General features: G+C 41.7%; 20 protein-coding genes and 1 other RNA gene. 9 read left to right on the top strand and 12 right to left on the bottom strand.

The window, feature by feature from the left end; genetic code table 11:
• Position 1: 1 nt before the first annotated feature.
• A complete protein-coding gene (locus tag ACFOWS_RS03030) occupies positions 2-883 on the top strand; it encodes a Ppx/GppA phosphatase family protein (RefSeq protein ID WP_379762481.1) in 882 nt (293 codons plus the stop codon).
• Here the strand turns inward: ACFOWS_RS03030 and miaE are convergent, their stop codons facing one another.
• Positions 884-1465, bottom strand: a complete 582-nt coding sequence (gene miaE, locus ACFOWS_RS03025; protein WP_366591007.1) for a tRNA-(ms[2]io[6]A)-hydroxylase — start codon at positions 1463-1465, stop codon at positions 884-886. It lies immediately after the preceding gene.
• 53 nt (positions 1466-1518) lie between these two features.
• A complete protein-coding gene (locus ACFOWS_RS03020; RefSeq protein WP_379762480.1) occupies positions 1519-3258 on the bottom strand; it encodes a DNA polymerase III subunit gamma/tau in 1740 nt (579 codons plus the stop codon).
• 109 nt (positions 3259-3367) lie between these two features.
• Between ACFOWS_RS03020 and rnpB the strand changes: the two genes are divergently transcribed.
• Positions 3368-3661: RNase P RNA component class A (gene rnpB / locus ACFOWS_RS03015), an RNA gene on the top strand.
• Here the strand turns inward: rnpB and ACFOWS_RS03010 are convergent.
• From ACFOWS_RS03010 to ACFOWS_RS03000, 3 genes are read right to left on the bottom strand one after another with little or no spacing between them, the layout of a single operon-like run.
• Entirely contained in the window at positions 3657-4190 is a 534-nt protein-coding gene (locus ACFOWS_RS03010) for an RsmD family RNA methyltransferase (protein WP_379762479.1), read from the bottom strand. The two genes, rnpB and ACFOWS_RS03010, sit on opposite strands and share 5 nt — an antisense overlap.
• Entirely contained in the window at positions 4190-5023 is an 834-nt protein-coding gene (locus tag ACFOWS_RS03005; RefSeq protein ID WP_379762478.1) for a DUF3822 family protein, read from the bottom strand. Before ACFOWS_RS03005 ends, ACFOWS_RS03010 begins: the two co-directional genes overlap by 1 nt.
• Positions 5004-5738, bottom strand: a complete 735-nt coding sequence (locus ACFOWS_RS03000; RefSeq protein ID WP_379762477.1) for a hypothetical protein — start codon at positions 5736-5738, stop codon at positions 5004-5006. Before ACFOWS_RS03000 ends, ACFOWS_RS03005 begins: the two co-directional genes overlap by 20 nt.
• 108 nt (positions 5739-5846) lie before the next feature.
• On the opposite strand from ACFOWS_RS03000, the gene ACFOWS_RS02995 reads away from it, so the two are divergent.
• From ACFOWS_RS02995 to ACFOWS_RS02970, 6 genes are read left to right on the top strand one after another with little or no spacing between them, the layout of a single operon-like run.
• On the top strand, positions 5847-7280 hold the full coding sequence (locus tag ACFOWS_RS02995) for an ATP-dependent DNA helicase (RefSeq protein ID WP_379762476.1): 1434 nt from the start codon (positions 5847-5849) through the stop codon (positions 7278-7280).
• A 30-nt stretch (positions 7281-7310) separates the two neighbouring features.
• Positions 7311-7880, top strand: a complete 570-nt coding sequence (locus ACFOWS_RS02990; protein ID WP_379762601.1) for a DUF4126 domain-containing protein — start codon at positions 7311-7313, stop codon at positions 7878-7880.
• Positions 7881-7917: 37 nt separating this feature from the next.
• On the top strand, positions 7918-8631 hold the full coding sequence (gene kdsB / locus ACFOWS_RS02985; RefSeq protein WP_379762475.1) for a 3-deoxy-manno-octulosonate cytidylyltransferase: 714 nt from the start codon (positions 7918-7920) through the stop codon (positions 8629-8631).
• On the top strand, positions 8622-9329 hold the full coding sequence (locus tag ACFOWS_RS02980; RefSeq protein WP_366591013.1) for an HAD family hydrolase: 708 nt from the start codon (positions 8622-8624) through the stop codon (positions 9327-9329). Before kdsB ends, ACFOWS_RS02980 begins: the two co-directional genes overlap by 10 nt.
• Complete coding sequence (locus ACFOWS_RS02975; RefSeq protein ID WP_379762474.1) at positions 9326-10453, top strand: iron-containing alcohol dehydrogenase family protein; 1128 nt, start codon at positions 9326-9328, stop codon at positions 10451-10453. The genes ACFOWS_RS02980 and ACFOWS_RS02975 overlap by 4 nt, the downstream gene beginning before the upstream one ends.
• Before the next feature lie 37 nt (positions 10454-10490).
• The gene (locus ACFOWS_RS02970) at positions 10491-11027 is read left to right on the top strand and encodes a 1-acyl-sn-glycerol-3-phosphate acyltransferase (RefSeq protein ID WP_379762473.1); all 537 of its coding nucleotides are present in this window, start codon (positions 10491-10493) and stop codon (positions 11025-11027) included.
• 154 nt (positions 11028-11181) lie between these two features.
• On the opposite strand, the gene ACFOWS_RS02965 is transcribed toward ACFOWS_RS02970, so the two are convergent.
• The 7 genes from ACFOWS_RS02965 to thrA all read right to left on the bottom strand — a co-directional run bounded on the left by ACFOWS_RS02965 (position 11182) and on the right by thrA (position 19015).
• On the bottom strand, positions 11182-11892 hold the full coding sequence (locus ACFOWS_RS02965; protein ID WP_366591015.1) for a YebC/PmpR family DNA-binding transcriptional regulator: 711 nt from the start codon (positions 11890-11892) through the stop codon (positions 11182-11184).
• A gap of 79 nt (positions 11893-11971) precedes the next feature.
• Positions 11972-12256, bottom strand: coding sequence for a 4a-hydroxytetrahydrobiopterin dehydratase (locus tag ACFOWS_RS02960; RefSeq protein ID WP_379762472.1), 285 nt, complete (start codon positions 12254-12256; stop codon positions 11972-11974).
• Between the two features lie 65 nt (positions 12257-12321).
• Positions 12322-13146 carry a sugar nucleotide-binding protein gene (locus ACFOWS_RS02955; RefSeq protein WP_379762471.1) on the bottom strand — a complete coding sequence of 275 codons (825 nt, stop codon included), beginning with the start codon at positions 13144-13146 and terminating at the stop codon, positions 12322-12324.
• Between the two features lie 6 nt (positions 13147-13152).
• Entirely contained in the window at positions 13153-14241 is a 1089-nt protein-coding gene (gene gcvT, locus ACFOWS_RS02950; protein ID WP_379762470.1) for a glycine cleavage system aminomethyltransferase GcvT, read from the bottom strand.
• A gap of 103 nt (positions 14242-14344) precedes the next feature.
• Positions 14345-15640 (bottom strand): threonine synthase, encoded by a 1296-nt coding sequence (gene thrC, locus ACFOWS_RS02945; protein WP_379762469.1) that lies wholly within the window; start codon positions 15638-15640, stop codon positions 14345-14347.
• Positions 15641-15644: 4 nt separating this feature from the next.
• Positions 15645-16568, bottom strand: coding sequence for a homoserine kinase (locus ACFOWS_RS02940; RefSeq protein ID WP_379762468.1), 924 nt, complete (start codon positions 16566-16568; stop codon positions 15645-15647).
• 2 nt (positions 16569-16570) lie between these two features.
• Positions 16571-19015: a bifunctional aspartate kinase/homoserine dehydrogenase I gene (gene thrA, locus ACFOWS_RS02935; RefSeq protein ID WP_379762467.1), complete on the bottom strand. Its 2445-nt coding sequence runs from the start codon at positions 19013-19015 to the stop codon at positions 16571-16573.
• A 261-nt stretch (positions 19016-19276) separates the two neighbouring features.
• Between thrA and ACFOWS_RS02930 the strand changes: the two genes are divergently transcribed.
• Positions 19277-20815 carry an NAD(P)H-hydrate dehydratase gene (locus tag ACFOWS_RS02930; RefSeq protein WP_379762466.1) on the top strand — a complete coding sequence of 513 codons (1539 nt, stop codon included), beginning with the start codon at positions 19277-19279 and terminating at the stop codon, positions 20813-20815.
• Positions 20816-20817: the final 2 nt, after the last annotated feature.

Below are 20817 nucleotides of genomic sequence, written 5' to 3'. Positions count from 1 at the left end.
CTTGGTCATACGAAAATTTGCTGCTATTGATATTGGGTCAAACGCCATACGGTTATTGATTCATAATGTTATTGAACACAAAGAAAAACCAACCGTATTCAAAAAAAGTGAACTGGTGCGGGTACCTGTGCGCTTGGGTGAGGATTCGTTTTTAAGAGGGGAGATATCAGAACACAATCTAAAGCGCCTTGTAAAAACCATGCGTTCCTTTGACCTTTTGATGCAGGTTTACGGTGTTGAAAAGTACATGGCATGTGCTACCTCCGCACTTCGTGAAGCCAAAAACGGCCAAGAAGTTATTGAAAAAGTACAAAAGGAGTCTGGGGTGCAAATCCAGATAATTGATGGTAAAAAGGAGGCTTCCATCATTGCTTCCACGGATTTAAAAGACCTTATCCAGAATGACCGATTCTATCTGTATGTGGATGTTGGGGGAGGAAGCACGGAGTTTACTATTTTTGACAAAGGAAAACCTATTATGTCCAGGTCATTTGAGATAGGAACCGTTCGTATTCTAAATGATTTGGTGAAGGATTCGGTTTGGGATGAAATCAAACAATGGATTACCTCAAATATGAACGTGGAAAACAAGGTTGAAATCATCGGTTCAGGTGGAAACATCAACAAGCTTCATAAAATGTCGGGAAGAAAAGTGGGGCAGCCGTTGTCCTACATCTGGTTGAATGCCCAATACCACTTTTTGAATAGTATGGATTATGAGGATCGCGTTTCAGAATTGGGACTAAACCAAGATAGAGCAGATGTTATCATTCCCGCCACCAAAATCTTTTTGAATGCCGCCAAATGGAGCAAGGCGAAGAAAATTCACGTCCCTAAAATTGGTTTGGCCGATGGAATGATCAAAACGTTGTACTATCAATAACTAGCCGTGCATGGTTTCTCTTTTGCCCAAGTCTTTCATTAAGCTGGCTTCATACTCCAAAAGGTCTTGCCATTTTTTATCCACCTCTTCCTTATTACCATATTTACGGGCAAATTTTAAGAACATGGTATAATGATTGGCTTCACTGGCCATAAGATTGCGATAGAATTCGGAGAGCTCTTCATCTTGTATTTCTTCAGAAAGTAACCGGAACCGCTCACAACTTCGAGCTTCAATCAAGGCCGCGTACAGCAACTTGTGCACCAAATGGGTATCACGACTTCCGCCTTTAGGAAAGAATTTCATCAGCTCCAAAACATATTCGTCCTTACGCTCGCGCCCCAAGACCCAACCACGTTTCAAAATTTTATCATGGACCATATTAAAATGCCCCATTTCTTCACGAGCCAAAGCGGTCATTTCCTTTACCAATTCTGATTTTTCAGGGAAACCAATGATGAGGGATATGGCCGTACTCGCTGCTTTTTGCTCGCAATAGGCATGGTCGGTCAGGATTTCTTCTATATTCTTTTCAACAATGTTTACCCAACGTGGGTCCGTAGGTAGTTTAAGCCCTAACATGTTTGTATGTTTAAATTCTGTGGTGCAAAGATAGGAGTATTGGGGAAAGCAGCTTAGAAATCAAGGTCAAACTCCTTCCGTAAAAGGTCTATGGCCGGATTTTTCTCTTTAAGTTTTTCGTACTTCTCCTGTGGTGTAAAGGCAAATTTCTTTGCAACCTCTTCATTTACCGTAATGTGAAGTGTAATAGAATAGTTGTTCAGTTTTTGTTTGAGGTGGTCCAGCATTAGACTTTGTTCCCGTTCTACTTCCTTTTTCATGGTGCTGTTGGGCAGCTCAATCCAAATGGTGTTTTCATTTTTAAGTTTGGGTACATCGGTCTGAAGATTACTGGCCAAGATTTTTCGGCCTTTGCCTTCTAGGATATGGACAAAATCGTCCCAATGCTGTTGCATATCGGCCTCAGTGAAGGACTCACTTGGTAGCTCTTCATGGGGAACATCTGGAGACTTGGTTTGTTCGTGGGCCTTTTTTGCTTTGATACTGGACAAGGAGAGACCAGAAACCCGTTTCTCAGGGTTCTTTATTTGAATCTTTTTGGCTGGCTGGTAATTTTCCTTTGGTTCTTGAACAGTAACTTCTTGTGGTTCTGCAACTTCAACAATTTCTTCTTTGCTCTGCTCTTCAACCGGTTTTGGAGAGGTACCATTTGTTTTGGGTACTACTGTTCCATTTTTGGTGGAATTAGAAGTAAAATGGGAAGCGGGGATTATGAAATTAGCGTTTTTTTTTTCTCCATCGAAAGTGATGGATGCTAATTTCATTAAGGTAAGTTCTACCAACAACCGCTGATTTTTACTGGTTTTGTATTGAAGGTCGCAATCATTGGCCATATCTATGGCTTTGAGCAAGAATTCTTTTGATGTTTTCTTCGCCTGCTCTTGATAGTGTTTTTGTACATCTTCACCCACTTCCAATAGGGGTAGGGTGTCGGGATGTTGACATACCATCAAATCCCTAAAATGTGAAGCCAATCCTGTGATAAAATGGTGTCCATCAAAACCAAGAGACAAGGTTTTGTTGAAAAGTACCAAAAGCTCCGGAATCTTGTTTTCCAAAATCAAATCTGTTGCCGAGAAGTATGTGTCGTAATCAAGCACATTGAGATTATCCGTCACAGCTTTTCGAGTCAACTGCTTTCCAGAAAAACTCACCACGCGGTCAAAAATGGAAAGTGCATCCCGCATGGCGCCATCCGCTTTTTGAGCAATGATGTGCAATGCACTTTCTTCCGCTTCAACCCCTTGCTGCTCAGCGATATATTTTAGATAATCCGCGGCATCCTTTACAGTAATACGTTTAAAATCAAATATTTGGCATCGGGACAGGATGGTGGGAATGATTTTATGCTTTTCTGTAGTGGCCAAAATAAAGATGGCGTGCTTTGGCGGTTCTTCCAAGGTCTTCAAAAAAGCATTGAATGCCGATTGGGACAACATGTGGACCTCGTCTATGATGTAGACCTTATATTTTCCAACCTGCGGGGGTATACGAACTTGGTCAATAAGACTTCGGATGTCATCCACTGAATTGTTAGAAGCTGCATCCAACTCAAAGATGTTGAAAGCAAAGTCCTCATCTTCCCGTTCAGTACCATCTTGATTGATTTTTTTGGCGAGAATTCGGGCACAAGTGGTTTTACCCACACCTCTGGGGCCACAGAACAAAAGGGCTTGCGCCAAGTGGTTATTCTCAATGGCATTCAGCAGGGTATTGGTAATGGATTCCTGGCCCACAACATCCTTAAATGTCTGGGGACGGTATTTTCGCGCTGATACTACAAAAGGTTCCAAAATCTGGGAAAAGATTGTATTACTACAAATATAAAAATAGCTACTCGCAAAGCTATCAATACACCCTATTCTAGCCCTTTTTTTATTAACAATTAGGTTACCTTTGCGGTCAGCAGGCCACCTTATCGCTCCGATAACCTTTGGGGAGGAAAGTCCGGACACCGTAGTGCAGCATAGCGGGTAACGCCCGTCCGTCGAAAGGCGAGGACCAGTGCAACAGAAAGGATGTACAGTTCGGCTGTAGTGAAATCAGGTAAACTCTATGCGGTGAAACGTCACGTAAACCAGCGTTTTAAGGGCTGCACGCCCAAGCTGGAGGGTAGGCGGTTAGAGCTTTTGGGCAACCAAAAGTCTAGATAAATGGTAAGGCTCGACAGAATCCGGCTTATGGCCTGCTTTTATTCAAAAAAACTAAAAATACTCCCACCGTATTTTCTACTTTCCGTAAAATGTTCATGCTTGGATAAGTCCGTCTGGTCTGAATGTTCAATGATTAAAAGGCCATCTTCCAACAAGAATTCATTTTGAAAGACAAGATCGGCAATGTTCAAAAATTGCGTTGTTTCAAAATCGTAGGGAGGGTCGGCAAAAACAAGGTTGAACTTTTCCGGGGTTCGCTGCAGATATTTAAACACATCCGATTTAATGGGTGTGATGGAAAAACCCAATTCTTGCGCTGTTTTGGAAATAAACTGTACACAGCCTGCAAACCCATCTACGGCAATAATATCTTCCGTACCCCTTGAAGCGAATTCAAAACTGATATTGCCCGTACCCGAGAACAGGTCCAAAACCCTGAGTTCATCCAAATAATAGCGATTGTTCAAAATGTTGAAGAGGCCTTCCTTGGCCATATCGGTTGTAGGGCGAACGGGAAGTTTCTTAGGGGCAATAAGTCTTCTGCCTTTATATTTTCCCGATATAATTCGCATTACAGGGCACTAAGTATGGAAAAATCAATGGCGTCGTTCTCCAATTCATCCAAAGGTAAGGAAGGGTTGTTTGGGATGAAAACCGAAATGTGTTTTATGTATTGGTAGCACAGATCATAAATAGGGTCACCTTCCTCAATTTTGCCAAACAATTTCAATTGAATCTTTTCAGGGTTCATCTGCAATTGCTCTAAACTGAACAACAAATAGTAAAGAAAATCTTCTTTTGTCTTGAATTCAAACTGGTTGTAGAAGGTTAGTTTTTTTTCTGAAACCACCATCATTTCCATTTCTTTTTCAGCGACTTGAACATAGCATATGGGTTCTGGGGAAACCCGGGTTTGGTTTAGCAGTTTGTTGATCAGAACTGTACCGCTATGCTTGAACTCAAACTCACCGAAAAGGTCAAAGATATAGTTATTGATGTTGGTGTAGGGCACATAAACGTTAACCATCTCCTGATTGGGAATTTCATCAAAAGCAATAAGGTCATTTGCCATTATCTTAGCATTGAACTTTAGATAATTGGGAAGTTCATCAACGTTAAAAAGTGGTTTTGGAACCAAACTGAACATATTGTTTTTGTGGATGACCACCACTTCGGAAAAGTTACTCCCAATATCACTCTTTTGATTTAAAATTGCTTTCAATTCCTTGAGCATCAAATACGGAGTGGAAGGGGTTTTAAAGGACACTTTCTCAAATGCAAGGATTTTGTTTGATATTGTGTCCAGCACACAAAAAGAAAGTCCATTCAAGCCGACTTGAATGGACAATTTTCTAAAGGTGTTATTTTCTTCGGATTGTACTATCCTAGTTGTTTTTTCTGTCATAGATGGGAGGCCAGTTACCATTTGTACTTACATCGGTAAGTGAACCAACTTTTATTTCGGTTCCGTTGACTTCCTCTACACTTTGGTGGGCATTCTCCCTTGCCAATAAATCTTCAGGCTGGTCGTAAAGTACAACGTTCTTTTTGACCTTCACCTCAAAAACAGGAGCTTTGTAACCACTTTTGTCGATGATGTCAGCCTTCATTTCAAACTTTTCATCATTTTGGGCAAAAGGAACATTCATCATACTCTTATAACGATCATCGGCCCCAAAAAGAGAATCCTTCACCTTAACCTGTCCAAGGGTGTCAATGATGGTGGTGTCTTGTTGAAGCTCAATTTGATATACCTTATCATAACGCATGAAAGAAGAATCTCTTTGCGTAGTAATGGTGTAGTTTCCAGTATCGATGAACTGAATCAGGCTGTTGAAGTTGTCCGCATATTTACCGTTAACGGTCTTGTAAGCTTCTTGGGCATCCCTAATATCTTTCAATTTGGAAATAACCTGGGAAAATCTTTCTTGACGAACTTTGTTAAATTCAATGGGTGCATTAACGGATTGGTAGATTTTATAGCCCAGAAAAATGCTCAAAAGTCCAAAAAGGATTACAAGTACGGGCTTAACTTTTTGGGGTAAAAACCTGTCAATCAGGAAAACAAGGCCTATGGTCAGAAGGCATATTAATACTACAATAAGAATTAAGTTTAACATATCTGCTATTGTCTTTCTAAGTTAATTTAGTGGTTACAGACAAATCTACAATTTTTTTTTAATCACGAAACTTTTTGCTTTAAAAAACCATGCTATCTTTAGGAGCCCATGGACAAGCCCACAGCATCTAATTTTTTATCGATTTTAACCCAAAAATTTCCCCATTCCCCAACCCTAAAACAGGAAATGGCCTTGGAAAAGCTGTCCCAATTTGTGGTAGATGGTGCAAATGATGAGATTTTTCTATTAAAAGGTTTTGCCGGTACAGGTAAGACTACGATTGTAGCCACCATTGTAAGCAGTCTTTGGAAGATTAGAATGAGCTCCATTCTTATGGCCCCAACTGGAAGGGCGGCCAAAGTCATGTCCGTTTATTCCGGGAATAAGGCCTTTACCATTCACAAGAAGATTTATTATCCTAAAAAGCAAGCTGGTGGTGGTGTGCAGTTTGTCTTGGCGCCCAATAAGCATAGGAATACCATTTTTATTGTGGATGAGGCTTCTATGATTCCGGACACCCCTGCAGATTCCAAGCTTTTTGAAAATGGATCATTACTGGATGACCTTATGTTTTATGTGCATTCAGGTCATAATTGCAAATTGGTTTTGATAGGAGACACCGCACAGTTACCTCCCGTAAAGCTTGAACTCAGTCCAGCTTTGGAGGAAGACCGACTTTCCCTAAACTATAATAAGGAGGTAAAGTATTTGGAGTTGGATGAAGTGATGCGCCAGAGCGATGATTCCGGTATTCTTCACAATGCAACTAACTTAAGAGAACAACTGCAAGGTGAGTTTTTTGATGGTTTTAAGTTTGAAGTAGGACCCTTTACGGATATTAAAAGGCTCATTGAAGGAATGGAAATTCAAGAAGCCATTGATTCATCGTACAGTGAAAATGGCAAGGAAGAGACAGTGATTATTGTACGGTCCAATAAAAGAGCTAACCTGTACAATCAGAACATTAGGGAGCGTATCCTCTTTTTGGACAATGATATTGCTGTTGGGGATTATATGATGGTGGTGAAGAACAACTATTTTTGGTTGAAGCCCACTTCGGAGGCCGGTTTCATTGCCAATGGGGATATCATTGAAATCCTGGAACTTTTCGCGATCAAAGAATTGTATGGATTTCGATTTGCCGAGGTAAAGGTGAAAATGGTGGATTATCCCAATCAAAAACCGTTTGAGACAGTGCTAATGTTGGACACCATTAACGCGCAGACCCCCTCACTTTCCTATGAAGATGGCAATAGGCTCTACCAAGAGGTTATGAAGGATTATGCCCATGAAAAATCTAAATACAAACAGTTTTTGGGGGTAAAGAACAACAAGTATTTTAATGCCTTGCAAGTAAAATTTTCCTATGCCATCACCTGTCATAAGTCGCAAGGCGGGCAATGGAACACCGTATTTGTGGAACAGCCCTATCTGCCCAATGGTGTGGACAAAGATTATCTTCGTTGGCTCTACACAGCGGTGACCCGGGCCAAGCAGCAACTCTTTTTAATTGGTTTTAAGGATGATTTTTTTCTTGACTAGGAATACCCTATTTTAGACCATGCCATGAATATGACTCCAGACACCATAATAAGTATATTTTTGGGCATTGGCCTCGCCGCCTCAGTGGGGTTTAGGGTTTTTTTGCCCTTGTTCGCCCTTAGTTTTGCAGCATATTTGGGCGTATGGGAACTGAACGCCAATTGGCAATGGATAGGAAGTCTAGCTGCATTGATTACCTTGGGTGTGGCTACTTTGGTTGAGATTTTTGCCTATTTTATCCCTTGGGTGGACAATGCTTTGGACAGTTTGGCCATCCCCTTGGCGGGAATTGCAGGAACCGCAGTTATGGTTTCCACTGTGGCCAACTTAGATCCTGTGGTAACTTGGTCGTTGGCCATTATAGCTGGAGGAGGAACAGCAACCGCCATTAAGGGAGCGAATGCCACGGGCAGATTGACCTCCACTGTAACAACAGGTGGAATAGCCAATCCTATCGTATCAACAGTTGAAACAGGCACTGCTGTGGTCGTTTCAACCGCTTCGATTTTGGTGCCACCCATTGCGGCAATTTTGGTAATCATAATTTTGATTTTCATCTTTAGGATTTATCGCAAATTGCGACCTAAAGCAAAACAATAACATCAATCAATAGTTCAAAAAAGTGAGAATAATTTCCATGATCCCGGCTCGGTACCAAGCCTCAAGATTCCCTGCAAAATTAATGCAGGACCTTTGCGGAAAACCGGTCATTGTCCGTACATACGAAGCAGCCATTAACACGGGGCTATTTGATGCCGTATATGTGGTTTCTGATAGTTCTATAATTTCAGATGTTATTTCAGAAATTGGAGGTAACGTCATTATGAGCAAAAAGGAACATCAAAGCGGAAGTGATAGAATCGCCGAGGCGGTGGAGGATATGGATGTGGATATTGTAATCAACGTACAAGGGGATGAACCTTTCATTGACGGTGAAAGTCTTGGGAAAATTATTGAGGTTTTCAAAAAAGATGAAATGGAAGAAATAGATTTGGCCTCATTAATGACCCCCATCACCGATTGGGAGGAAATTTCAAACCCCAACACAGTGAAGGTTATAGTGGACAATCAAAATTGTGCGCTTTACTTTTCCCGTTCCCCTATACCGTTTCCTCGCGATAAAGAAGTTGAGGCCACATATTACAAACACAAAGGAATCTATGCCTTTAGAAAAAGGGCGTTGATGGATTTTCAAAGATTGCCCATGCTGCCCTTGGAAGCCAAGGAAAAAATTGAGGCCATTCGATTTTTGGAATATGGAAAAAAAATAAAAATGGTGGAAACCCACGTTACCGGAATTGAAATTGATACCCCCGAAGATTTAGAACGAGCCGTAAAAGCATGGAAGTAGATTTTAGCAATATAAAAGTAATCGGCTTTGATGCTGATGATACTCTCTGGGTGAACGAAACCTATTTTAGGGAAACCGAAGAGCGTTTTGCCGATTTATTGGAAGGATATGAAACCAAGAACAAGGTGGACCAAGAACTGTTCAAAAAAGAAATGGACAACCTTGAAATCTATGGGTATGGTATAAAAGGCTTTATGCTCTCCATGATAGAATCGGCATTGGAACTGTCCAACAACAGGGTTCCCCAAGAAACCATTTCCGAAATATTGAAATTGGGAAAGGATATGATTTCCCACCCTGTAGAACTGCTGGATGGTGTGGAAGAGGTGCTATCGGCATTGGTGGACAAATACCGATTGATCGTACTTACCAAAGGAGATCTTCTCGATCAAGAACGCAAATTGGAAAAGTCGGGTCTCTCTAAATATTTTCACCATGTGGAGGTGCTCAGTGATAAAAAAGAAAGCAATTACAGCAACCTTTTGGAGCATTTAAATATCCAAGTAGATCAATTTTTAATGATTGGGAATTCTCTAAAGTCAGATGTATTACCTATCTTGAATATTGGTGCCAAAGCTGTACATGTACCTTTTCATACCACTTGGGCCCATGAAATGGTTTCTGAAACAGAACAAATAAACGGCCACCTCAAACTCAACAACCTAAAGGATATTTTAAAGTATTTGAATAAACATTGAAGACCGAAAGCAACTTGAAAAAAGAAGAGATTACATCGCACCAAAAAACAGTGTATCGCAATTTTCCAATGGTACCTCGCGTAGTTTTTGGACAAGGAAGTTTTTCGCAGTTGGGTGAAATATTGTTGCCGAAACGAAAAAATGCAGATGCACCATTCATCTTTTTGATAGATGATTATTTTGAAACCCGGGATTTGGTTGCACAAATTCCATTGATGTTCAATGATAAGATCATTTTCGTTTCCGCTGATGAAGAACCAAAGACGGCACAAGTGGATGCGTTGGTCAAAATGATCAAAGAAGAATATGATGAGCAACCTTCGGGAATTATTGGAATAGGAGGTGGTACGCTTCTGGATTTGGCAAAAGCCGTTGCCATTCTGTTGAGCAACAAAGGGCTTGCCGAAAAGTATCAAGGATGGGATTTGGTGCATAAACCTGCGCTTTATCATGTTGGAATTCCCACGATCAGCGGTACTGGAGCAGAAGTTTCCCGTACAACGGTTTTGTTGGGGCCCGAAAAGAAATTAGGTATCAATTCAGATTATACCACCTATGATCAGGTTTTGCTTGACCCTGATCTCACCAAAACCGTACCCAAAGAACAGTGGTTTTACACGGGTATGGATTGCTACATCCACTGTATAGAATCTTTAACGGGAACTTATTTAAATGCCTTTAGTCAGAGTTATGGTGAGAAAGCGCTAGAACTTTGTAAAGATGTGTTTTTAGAAGATATTCCAGATGAAGAATCTCGTGATAAGCTAATGATGGCCTCATGGCACGGGGGCATGAGCATTGCGTATTCACAAGTGGGGATTGCCCATGCCATGAGCTACGGGTTGTCTTACCTCCTCGGAATTAAACACGGGGTTGGAAACTGTATGGTCTTTCAACACTTGGAAGAATTTTATCCAGAAGGTGTAGCACTCTTCAAGAAAATGGTTGAAAAGCATGCCATCAACATACCTAAAGACGTTTGTGCCAACCTTACTCAGACCGATTTTGATGTTATGATAAATGTTGCCTTGGGATTGGATGCCCTTTGGGAAAATGCGCTTGGTAAGGAATGGAAATCCATAATGACACCAGAGCGTCTTCAGGCTTTGTACCAAAAAATGTAAAGGTAGCGCCTTTTAACTGTCTACTTCCATTGAAAAAATGCATGCACTGGCCAAGCTTATCTATTTTAAAATCCTCGGCTGGAAACTGAACGGCTCATTTCCTAAGTTGGATAAATGCGTGGTGATTGTTGTTCCCCATACTCATTGGATTGATTTTTTCTTGGGATTGTTGGTCAGAAAAGTGGTCAACGAGGAAATCAATTACATAGGTAAAAAAAGCCTTTTTAAACCTCCGTTTGGGTGGTTTTTTCGTTGGACAGGGGGAGCGCCTGTAGACCGTTCCAAAAATTCCAATACTGTGGAGAGTGTGGTACAAATCTTTAATCAACGAAACGTGTTTCGATTTGCTTTGGCTCCTGAGGGTACTCGTAAAAAAGTAGATCAACTAAGAACAGGCTTCTATCATATTGCCACTAAAGCCAACGTTCCCATTGTCATGGTCGCTTTTGATTTCGGAAAAAAAGAAGTGAAAATCGCTGAACCTTTTTACCCATCCAATCTTCAAAACGACTTCAAAAAAATACAAGATTTCTATAAAGGGGTTGTAGGTAAAATCCCGGAATGTAGTTTTTGAGATGCTTTCCTCAAACCATCTATGGTAATTTTTTTCAAAAGATGAAAACCCACTTTGGTAATTTTCCGTAGGTATGGGAAACAAAGAAGTTTAGGTTGGTAATTAGGTTCTTAAGGGTTCGCATTATGCGGGCCCTTTTGATTTTTTATTCTATCTATTCCTGCATGGTGTGGTACACGTTCTGAACATCATCATCCTCTTCAATCTTTTCGAGGAGCTTTTCCACATCGGCCACTTCCTCTTCGGAAAGTTCTTTGGTCACCTGGGGGATACGATCAAAACCGGAGGAGAGAATCTCAATGTCCCTTGATTCCAATTCCTTTTGAATGGCACCAAAGCTTTCAAAGGGGGCATAAATATGAATGCCTTCCTCATCCGTAAAGACCTCTTCGGCACCAAAGTCAATCATTTCCAGTTCCAGTTCTTCTGGGTCAATGCCTTCACCGTTGATGGTAAAGTTGCAGGTATGGTCAAACATAAACTCTACAGAACCTGAAGTTCCCAAACTGCCATTACATTTGTTGAAATAGCTCCGAATATTGGCTACGGTGCGGGTATTGTTGTCTGTAGCTGTCTCAATCAATATGGCAATTCCATGTGGTGCATAACCTTCAAAAAGCACCTCTTTATAATCCCCAAGGCTTTTGTCCGATGCTCTTTTAATGGCCCGCTCAATATTGTCCTTGGGCATGTTCACTGCCTTGGCATTCTGAATCACCGCACGAAGCTTTGAATTGGCATCTGGGTCAGGGCCTCCTTCTTTGACGGCCATTACAATATCCTTTCCAATTCTGGTAAATGCTTTGGACATGGCTGCCCAACGCTTCAATTTACGTCCCTTTCTAAATTCAAATGCTCTTCCCATACAAATTATTGGTTACGGCTGGGGGCAAATTTAGCAAAAAAAGCACCGTTGTCAAGAGGGTAAATGGGTGGTGGAAATATTAGTTATTGACAATATTTTCGATGGTTTTGGCCAGATGAATATCTTTTTCGGTTACGCCACCGGCATCGTGCGTATTTAATTTTATGGTGAGGTTGTTGTAGACATTTTCCCAATTGGGATGGTGGTTTTGCTGCTCACATTCAAAAGCAATTCGGGTCATTACCGAAAAAGCTTCCTTGAAATTTTTGAATTTGAAGGATTTCTCGATCATATCATTTTTTAAAGACCATCCCGAAAGGTTTTTAAGGGATTCTTCAATTTTTGCAGTGTTCAACTTTTCCATAAACTTTTTGATTTATTGAAAGGTAACCAAATGAACACGAAAAAGCGAAAAGAATAGGTTGAATATCAATCCACGTGAAGGTGGTGGTCAATAATTTCTTGACAGCTTACCCTTAAATTCTTTGGTAATGGGTTGTCTTTTGGAAGTGCGGCCAAATAGCGGTCTTCATTGGTGGTAAAAACCCGCTTGAATATGGGCTTTTGGTTAGTGCCCATGCGTTCAACAATCTCTTTGACGAACTCCTCATGATGGATAAGGTCCGTGCTGCCCAAATGAAAAATCCCAGTTTTATCCCTGTTGATGAGATAATGTATCTGCTGGGTGAGCTTGTCATCATTGGTAACGTTGATGATGAGGTTCGGGAATACTTCAATGGGTTCCTTATTTTCCAAATTTGCTTTGATTTCCCTGATTCTCGGTGAAGTATTGCCAAAGACCATAGGAACGCGGAGGATGGTTGTTTTATCCTTGGGCATGCGCATCAACATGTTTTCTATCTTGATCTTGAGTCGACCATACACACTTTCCGAAAGAGTTTTGTCAAACTCGTAGGAGGGAAACTTGCTGTAGGCATCAAAAACATTGGCAGATGAGATGAAATACAATTTGGCATGGTTTTTCATCAAGTACTCCATTAAATGATGGTGCGCTTGTATTTGGGCGGGGAAATTTCCTCTAAGCGAAGAAATAATGACATCTGGCTTTATTTTATGTAGTATCCCAAAAATATCATCCTCCTCCAAATCATATCGGAAAAACTGTTTGTTATTGGAAAAACTTCTGTTGGAATAATAGGTGCCGTAGGTGTCAAAATAAGAGCAGAGTTCCTTGTATATGGCGTTTCCCACAAATCCACTCGCTCCCAATATCAATATCTTCTTTTTATCCAAACGCTGTTATGAAGTTTTATAAAATGGCAATTTTACCAGGGTAGCCGGAACTTTGTTGATGCGTATCTGAATATAAACAGTGCTATCCGGCTGGGCATTTTCCGTGGTCACGTAGCCCAAGCCTATGCCTTTGGATAGGGAAGGGGACATGGTTCCTGAGGTTACTTTCCCGATTTCATTTCCTTGGGCATCTAAAATGGAATATCCATTTCTGGGGATGCCTCTTTCTTCCATTTGAAAAGCGACCAATTTTCGTTTTGGACCCTCTTCTTTTTCTTTGGCAAGAGCATCGCTGTTCACAAAATCCTTTGTGAATTTGGTAATCCATCCCAGTCCAGCTTCAAAAGGAGAGGTGGTGTCGTCTATGTCATTTCCGTAAAGGCAATAGCCCATTTCCAAGCGTAAGGTATCACGGGCTGCCAATCCAATAGGTTTGATTTCAAAATCAGCTCCAGCTTCCAACACCTTGTCCCAAACCTGCTGCGCTTCTTCATTCTTGCAATAGATTTCAAAACCGCCAGAACCAGTATAGCCTGTGGCGGAAATAATGACATGGTCGATTCCAGCAAAATCACCTACTACAAAATTGTAGAATTTAATGGAGGAAAGGTCAACCGAAGACAAAGACTGCATGGCTTCAACCGCTTTTGGCCCTTGAATGGCCAACAAGGAATAATTATCCGAAATATTCCGCATCTCAGCCCCAATGGACGCATTGTATTTTGAAATATGGTCCCAATCCTTTTGAATATTGGAAGCATTGACCACCAAAAGATAGGTTTCGTCCTTAACGCGGTACACGATTAAATCATCCACAATACCTCCCGTTTCATTGGGCATACAGCTGTATTGCGCTTTGCCAACGGTCAATTTGGAGGCATCATTGGAGCTCACTTTTTGAATCAGTTCCAAAGCTTTTGGCCCCTCGATTAAAAACTCGCCCATGTGGGACACATCAAAAACCCCAACACTTTTCCTAACAGTTTCATGTTCAATGTTTACGCCTTCATAGGATACAGGCATGTTGTAGCCCGCAAAGGGAACCATTTTAGCGCCCAATGCAATGTGGGTGTCGGTCAACGCAGTCGTTTTCATTCCTTTTGGTTTATGGGGTAAATTTATTGAATTCGCACAAGACAGGGCTTTATCCTTGCTAATGTTTTGAACAACCCACTGTTAAATTCAAACTAAGAAAATGCTAGTTGCCCTGTAGATAGTCTTTTAAGTCTTCGTAGGTTTTTATTTTGATGGAATGTTTTTCCTTGCCCATCACTTTTTGGATTTGGGATGGAATTTCTGGACTTAACCCAAGCGTTTCTTCAACCACATCCAAAAACTTTACGGGATGAGCCGTTTCCAAGAAAATACCGTAGGTATGGGCTTTGCTTTTTTGATACGCCTTCAATCCCAAATAGCCCACAGCGCCGTGGGGGTCCATAACATATCCGGTTTGGGCATACACCTCTTTCATAGCGGCTCTGGTTGCTTCATCCGTAAAGGCATAGGAGGAAAGATTTCCCTGAAGTGTGGACAAATCATCTTGATATAAATGCCTGATGCGAACAAAGTTGCTGGGGTCACCCACATCCATGGCATTGGAAATAGTGGCAATGGACGGCACGGGGTTGTAAATACCCTGTTGCATGAATTTGGGCACCACATCGTTTACATTGGTGGAGGCTACAAAATGGTTTACGGGCATACCCAGTTTTTGAGCCACCATTCCAGCGCAGATATTCCCGAAATTTCCAGAGGGTACAGAGAATACAATCTCTTTCCCTTTGGATTTAGCTTGCTTGTAGGCAAATAAAAAGTAAAACAACTGTGGTAACCATCGTGCCACATTAATACTATTGGCCGAGGTCAATTTTCGGTTGTCTGTAATTTCTTCATCCAAAAAAGCTGTTTTCACCATACGTTGACAATCGTCAAAAGTACCATCCACTTCCATGGCCACAATATTTTGACCTAGGGTGGTCAACTGCTTTTCCTGAATGTCGCTGACCTTCCCGCTGGGATACAGTATAACCACATTGACACCATCAACCCCTAAAAACCCATTGGCCACAGCACCACCGGTATCCCCAGAGGTGGCGACCAATACGGTGACTTCTTCTTTTTCGTCTTGTGAAAAATACCCCAAGCAATTGGCCATAAATCGTGCACCGACATCTTTAAAAGCCATGGTTGGGCCGTGAAAAAGTTCCAATGTGGCCACATTTTCTTCAATCTCGACTACTGGGAAGTCAAAATCCAATGTATTTTCCAAGATTTCTTTCAGAACATGATCTGAAATGTCATCGCTTACAAATTGTCGAATGGCCTGAAATGCGATGTCTAAGTTGGATAACTTTTCTATGGAATCGAAGAAATTGGAGGGAAGCGGGGTTATGCTTTCGGGAAAATATAATCCTTTATCGGGTGCAATTCCGGCAATAACAGCTTCTTTGAACGAAGTATTTGGGATAAGTTGGTTTAAACTGTAAAATTTCATGGGATTAAGCGATTTTTTTTACGCCTTGGGTGTTCACTTTAGAGATATGGATATCAAAAGGAACACCGATATTTTTATAGGTTTCTTGCATGGAAGCGGCCACTTTTTTGGCATTGGATTCCCCTTTGCTCAACGCAAAAATGGAAGGCCCTGAACCGGATATGCCGCAGCCCAATGCCCCGGCTTCAATGGCATTGGCCTTTATTTTATCAAACGCCGGGATTAAAATGGAACGGATAGGCTCCACAATATAATCATGTAAGGAACGCCCGATGAGGTCGTAATCACTTTGGTACAATCCAGCGATAAGTCCTCCCAAATTACCCCACTGCTGAATACCCTGCGCCAAGGAAATGGTGGTCCGAAGGATTTTTCTTGAATCTGAGGTTTTGATTTCTATTTGTGGATGAATCACGGTGGCATACAATTCCGAAGGGGTGGGAATGGGAATAATGTCCAACGGCTCGTAACTCCGTACCAAAGTGAAGCCACCATAAATGGCAGGAGCCACATTATCAGCATGCGCTACATCACTGGCCAACTTTTCGCCTTGCATGGCGAATTGTACCAACTCCAATTTAGAAAATGGCTTACCCAACAATTCGTTCATGGCCCAAACGGCACCGGCTGAACTCGCAGCACTGCTTCCAATCCCACTTCCGGGTTTGATTCGTTTGTCAATTTCGATTTCAAAACCGCCCTCGTAATCACTTTTGGTCAATAAAGCCAATCCAGCCACGCCGGAAACATTTTTTTCCGTTTCCAACGGCAAATCCTGACCTAAAATTTTGGTGATACGGATGCTGTTTTCTGGAATCTTTCTAACGGTCATCTCATCGCCCACAGAATCCAAAGCCAAACCTAGGACATCAAATCCGCAGGAAACGTTGGCAATGGTTGCTGGACAAAAAACTTTGATTTCTTCCATGATCAGAAATTTCCAATTCGAATGATATCCGCAAAGATACCCGAAGCGGTGACATCTGCGCCGGCACCAGCGCCTTTTATGATCATCGGCTGGTTTGGATAGCGCTCCGTATAGAACAAAACGATATTGTCGCTTCCTTCCAGATTGTAAAAATCATGACCTTTTGGAATTTTCTGCAGTCCCACTTTGGCCTTCCCGTCTTCAAATTGGGCTACGTACTTGAGCTTGCTATCTGCATTGGCCGCCTCTTTGTACATTTTTTGAAAATCATTCTCGTACTTTTTCAAGGATTCAAAAAACGCTTCATTGGAATCTGTTTCCAGACTTTCTTTCGGCAAAAAGGCTTCGTTGGCGATGTCGTCAATATCCAATTCATATCCACTTTCCCGTGCCAAAATCAATATTTTTCGCATCACATCCACACCACTCAAATCAATGGTGGGGTCAGGCTCGGTGTATCCCTGTTCTTGGGCTTGTTTTACCACATCGTGAAAGGTCACCGAATCATTGAAGGTATTGAATACGAAATTTAGACTTCCAGAAAGCACGGCTTGAATCTTTTTGATCTTATCTCCTGATGCAATCAAATGCTTAAGGGTGTCTATAATGGGTAATCCGGCTCCCACGTTGGTCTCAAACAGGAAAGGCGAATTGTACTGCTTTGCCAATTGTTTCAGTTCTTTGTAATAGGTGTAGTCCGAAGAACAAGCAATTTTGTTGCAAGTCACTACCGAAATGCTATTGTGCAGGTAATCCGCATACGTTTTGGAAACCTCGGCGCTAGCTGTATTGTCCACGAAAACACTATTGCGGTAGTTGAGCGATTTTATACGGTCAAAAAAGGTCTGTTTGTCCGCTTTTTCCCCGTTGGCCAAAACGGTTTCCCACTCTTTTAAGGGAATTCCGTTTTCATCAAAGGCCATGGTTCTGGAGTTACTGATGCCAATGACCCTTACGTTCAGTTTCAACTCTTCTTTAAGGTACTTTTTCTGCTGGCGAATCTGGTCCAAGAATTTAGAACCAACGTTGCCCACACCCATCACAAAGAGGTTGAGTTGCTTGATGTTTTCCTCAAAAAAGGTTTCGTGCAATGAATTGAGCGCTTTTTTTACATCGTCTTTTTTGATGACGGCAGAAATATTTCGCTCCGACGCGCCTTGTGCAATAGCACGAATGTTCACGTTGTTCTTTCCAAGGGTACTGAACATTTTTCCGCTCAGACCTTGATGACTTTTCATATTGTCGCCCACTAAAGCAATAATGGTAAGGTCTTTTTCAACGATGACCGGTTTTATTTTTTTGGTTGAGATTTCATACTCGAAAGTCTCGTTTACGGCTTCGGCGGCAACATCCACGTCTTCATCGGCAATGCCCACACAAATGGAATGCTCAGATGAAGCCTGTGTGATGAGCACAATACTGATGTTTTTTAGTGAAAGAGTTTCAAAGAACCGTTTTGATATACCTGGAATACCAATCATTCCTGGACCTTCCAAAGACAACAAGCTTATGTTGCCTACATGGCTGATTCCCCGCACGGTTTTCCCATTTCCATTGGTGTTTTTAGTAATCAGCGTCCCCGGGTTTTCTGGGTCAAAGGTATTTTTAATGGCAATGGGAATTCCCTTGCCCAATACGGGCTGAATGGTAGGGGGGAACAACACCTTCGCGCCAAAATGAGAAAGTTCCATGGCTTCCTCATAGCTAATATGGGCTACGCATTTAGCCTGTTTCACCAGCCTTGGATTGGCGGTGTACATACCACTTACATCGGTCCATATTTCAAGTATATCAGCTTCCACCGCACCGGCAATAATGGCTGCGGTGTAATCAGAGCCACCTCTGCCAAGGGTAGTGGAATCTCCAGACTTGCTGGAAGACACAAATCCGGGCAAAACAACAATTTGGTGCTTGTTCTCCTTGAAAAAATCTATGCAGTTTTGATTGGTCTTTTCAAAATTTACGTTGGCTTTACCAAAATTATTGTCGGTAATAATTAGCTCACGGCTGTCCTTAAAAATGGCATCAAGGCCTTCGGACTTAAAAAATTCACTGATGATGTAAGAGGACAACAATTCCCCGTAGCTCACAATCTTATCAGATAGTTTTGGGGTCAATTCCCCTATCAAAAATGAGCCTTCCAAAAGAGTTTCGAGCACATTCATATCACTTTTTACCTTGCTCAAGGCTGAGCTTTGGTTTTGAACAGGAATTAATTCCCGAATAGCGGTGATGTGTTTGTCCTCAATGGTTTTTAAGGATTCCTTGTAGGCTGTATCTTGTCTAGCCGCCAAGGCAGATGTGTTCAGAAGAAGGTCCGTAACTCCACCAAAGGCGGATACCACAACGGCTACTTTTTCTTTGTCCAATTTTTGAACTATGGACTTGACTTTATTGATATTCTCTGGATTGGCCACTGAAGTGCCTCCAAATTTTAAGACTTTCATGATGAAATTGTATTGTAAAAACTAATTGAAAAATTGCATTAAAGAACGGACGGAAATATATAGCAGACTTACCCCAAAGGGGTGGTGGTAATCACAGTGAAGATAGATGAAAAAGATGCCATCTGAAGAAGATTACTATCCGTTTGTTTAACTTGCATTGTTCTATTATGAGGTGATAAAAGTAGTACTTTTGGGTACTTCATCAAATGCTGCGAAGTGTTTTTTGCGAAATCCGTACAAATAACCCAATTTTTGTGTTGAATGAAAATTTTTTCCGCCCAACAAATCTATAACGCTGACAAATTCACAATAGAAAAACAGCAAATAACCAGCGATGTCCTCATGGAACAGGCCGCTACTAAGTTGTTCGAGTGGATACATGCCCGATTGCGGGGTACCCAAGTCAATATAAAGTTGTTCTGCGGTATTGGCAACAATGGGGGCGATGGGATAGCCTTGGCCCGGCTGCTTCATGAGCATGGGTATTCCATTCAGGTGCACGTTGTGAATTATAGTGAAAAGCGCTCCAAGGATTTTTTGTTGAATCTGGAACGGATAAAAGAAAATAAGATTTGGCCTGATTTTATTAATGAAGACAGTGATTTACCTGAAATTTCCCCAAACGATATAGTGGTGGATGCCATTTTTGGCATTGGTCTCAATCGTACGCCAGATAAATGGGTTGGACGTTTGATACAGCACATCAATGCGTCCCAAGCGTTTGTGCTGGCGGTAGACATCCCTTCGGGATTGCCTATGGATAGGAGCCCCTGGAATACTTACTATGTGATTGAAGCCAGTTATGTTTTGAGTTTTCAAGTGCCCAAATTGGTGTTCTTTCTTCCAGAGACCGGAGTTTATGTAAATCAGTGGGAGCTTTTGGATATTGGATTGGACGCGGAAATTTTGGAGAAAACCGATGCGGCCTATGAGTTAGTGGGAAGACAGGAAATACTTCCGCTATATCGCCCTAGACTTAAATTTTCGCACAAGGGAACGTATGGTCACTCCATGATCATTGGAGGCAGTTATGGTAAAATTGGGGCGGTGCAATTGGCGAGCAATGCGTGTTTAACCACGGGTAGTGGATTGGTGACGGCCTTTGTGCCGAAATGCGGGTATCAGTCCTTACAAACTTCCGTTCCAGAGGTTATGGTATTGACTGATGAAGATGAACGGAACATTTCCAAGATTACACTTCCTTTTGTTCCTGATGTCATTGGGATTGGTATGGGAATCGGCACTGAAGAGAAAACGGCTAAAGCTTTTGGTAATCTTCTCAAAGAGATGAAGGCACCAATGGTCATCGATGCGGATGCACTCAATATATTGGCCAAAAATCCCAAAATGCTGAAGGATATTCCCGAAAAATCCATTTTAACGCCCCATCCCAAAGAATTGGAGCGACTCATTGGAGCTTGGGAGGATGATTTTGATAAATTGGAAAAAGCCAAAACTTTTGCAAAGGAGCATGAAGTGATTTTGGTCATAAAGGGAGCTCATACCATCATTTTATATAATGGTAAAGGGTATGTGAACACTACAGGTAATCCTGGAATGGCCACGGCTGGCAGTGGAGATGTCCTCACAGGCATTATAACCGGGTTGGTGGCTCAGGGATATGAGCCCCTTTATGCGACTATTTTTGGCGTATACTTACATGGCCTTGCTGGTGATATATTTGCCTCACAACAAGGTTATGAAGCTGTAAAAGCATCCGAAATAAGTACTATGATAGGGCGGGGATTTATGGATATCCTCAGTCCGCCAGAAGTGGTGGAGGATAGGGAAAAAGGATAGGC

The sequence above is a fragment of the Flagellimonas marina genome (assembly GCF_042651185.1).
Lineage (GTDB): Bacteria > Bacteroidota > Bacteroidia > Flavobacteriales > Flavobacteriaceae > Flagellimonas > Flagellimonas marina.
This window is presented reverse-complemented; position numbering and strand designations above follow the sequence as displayed.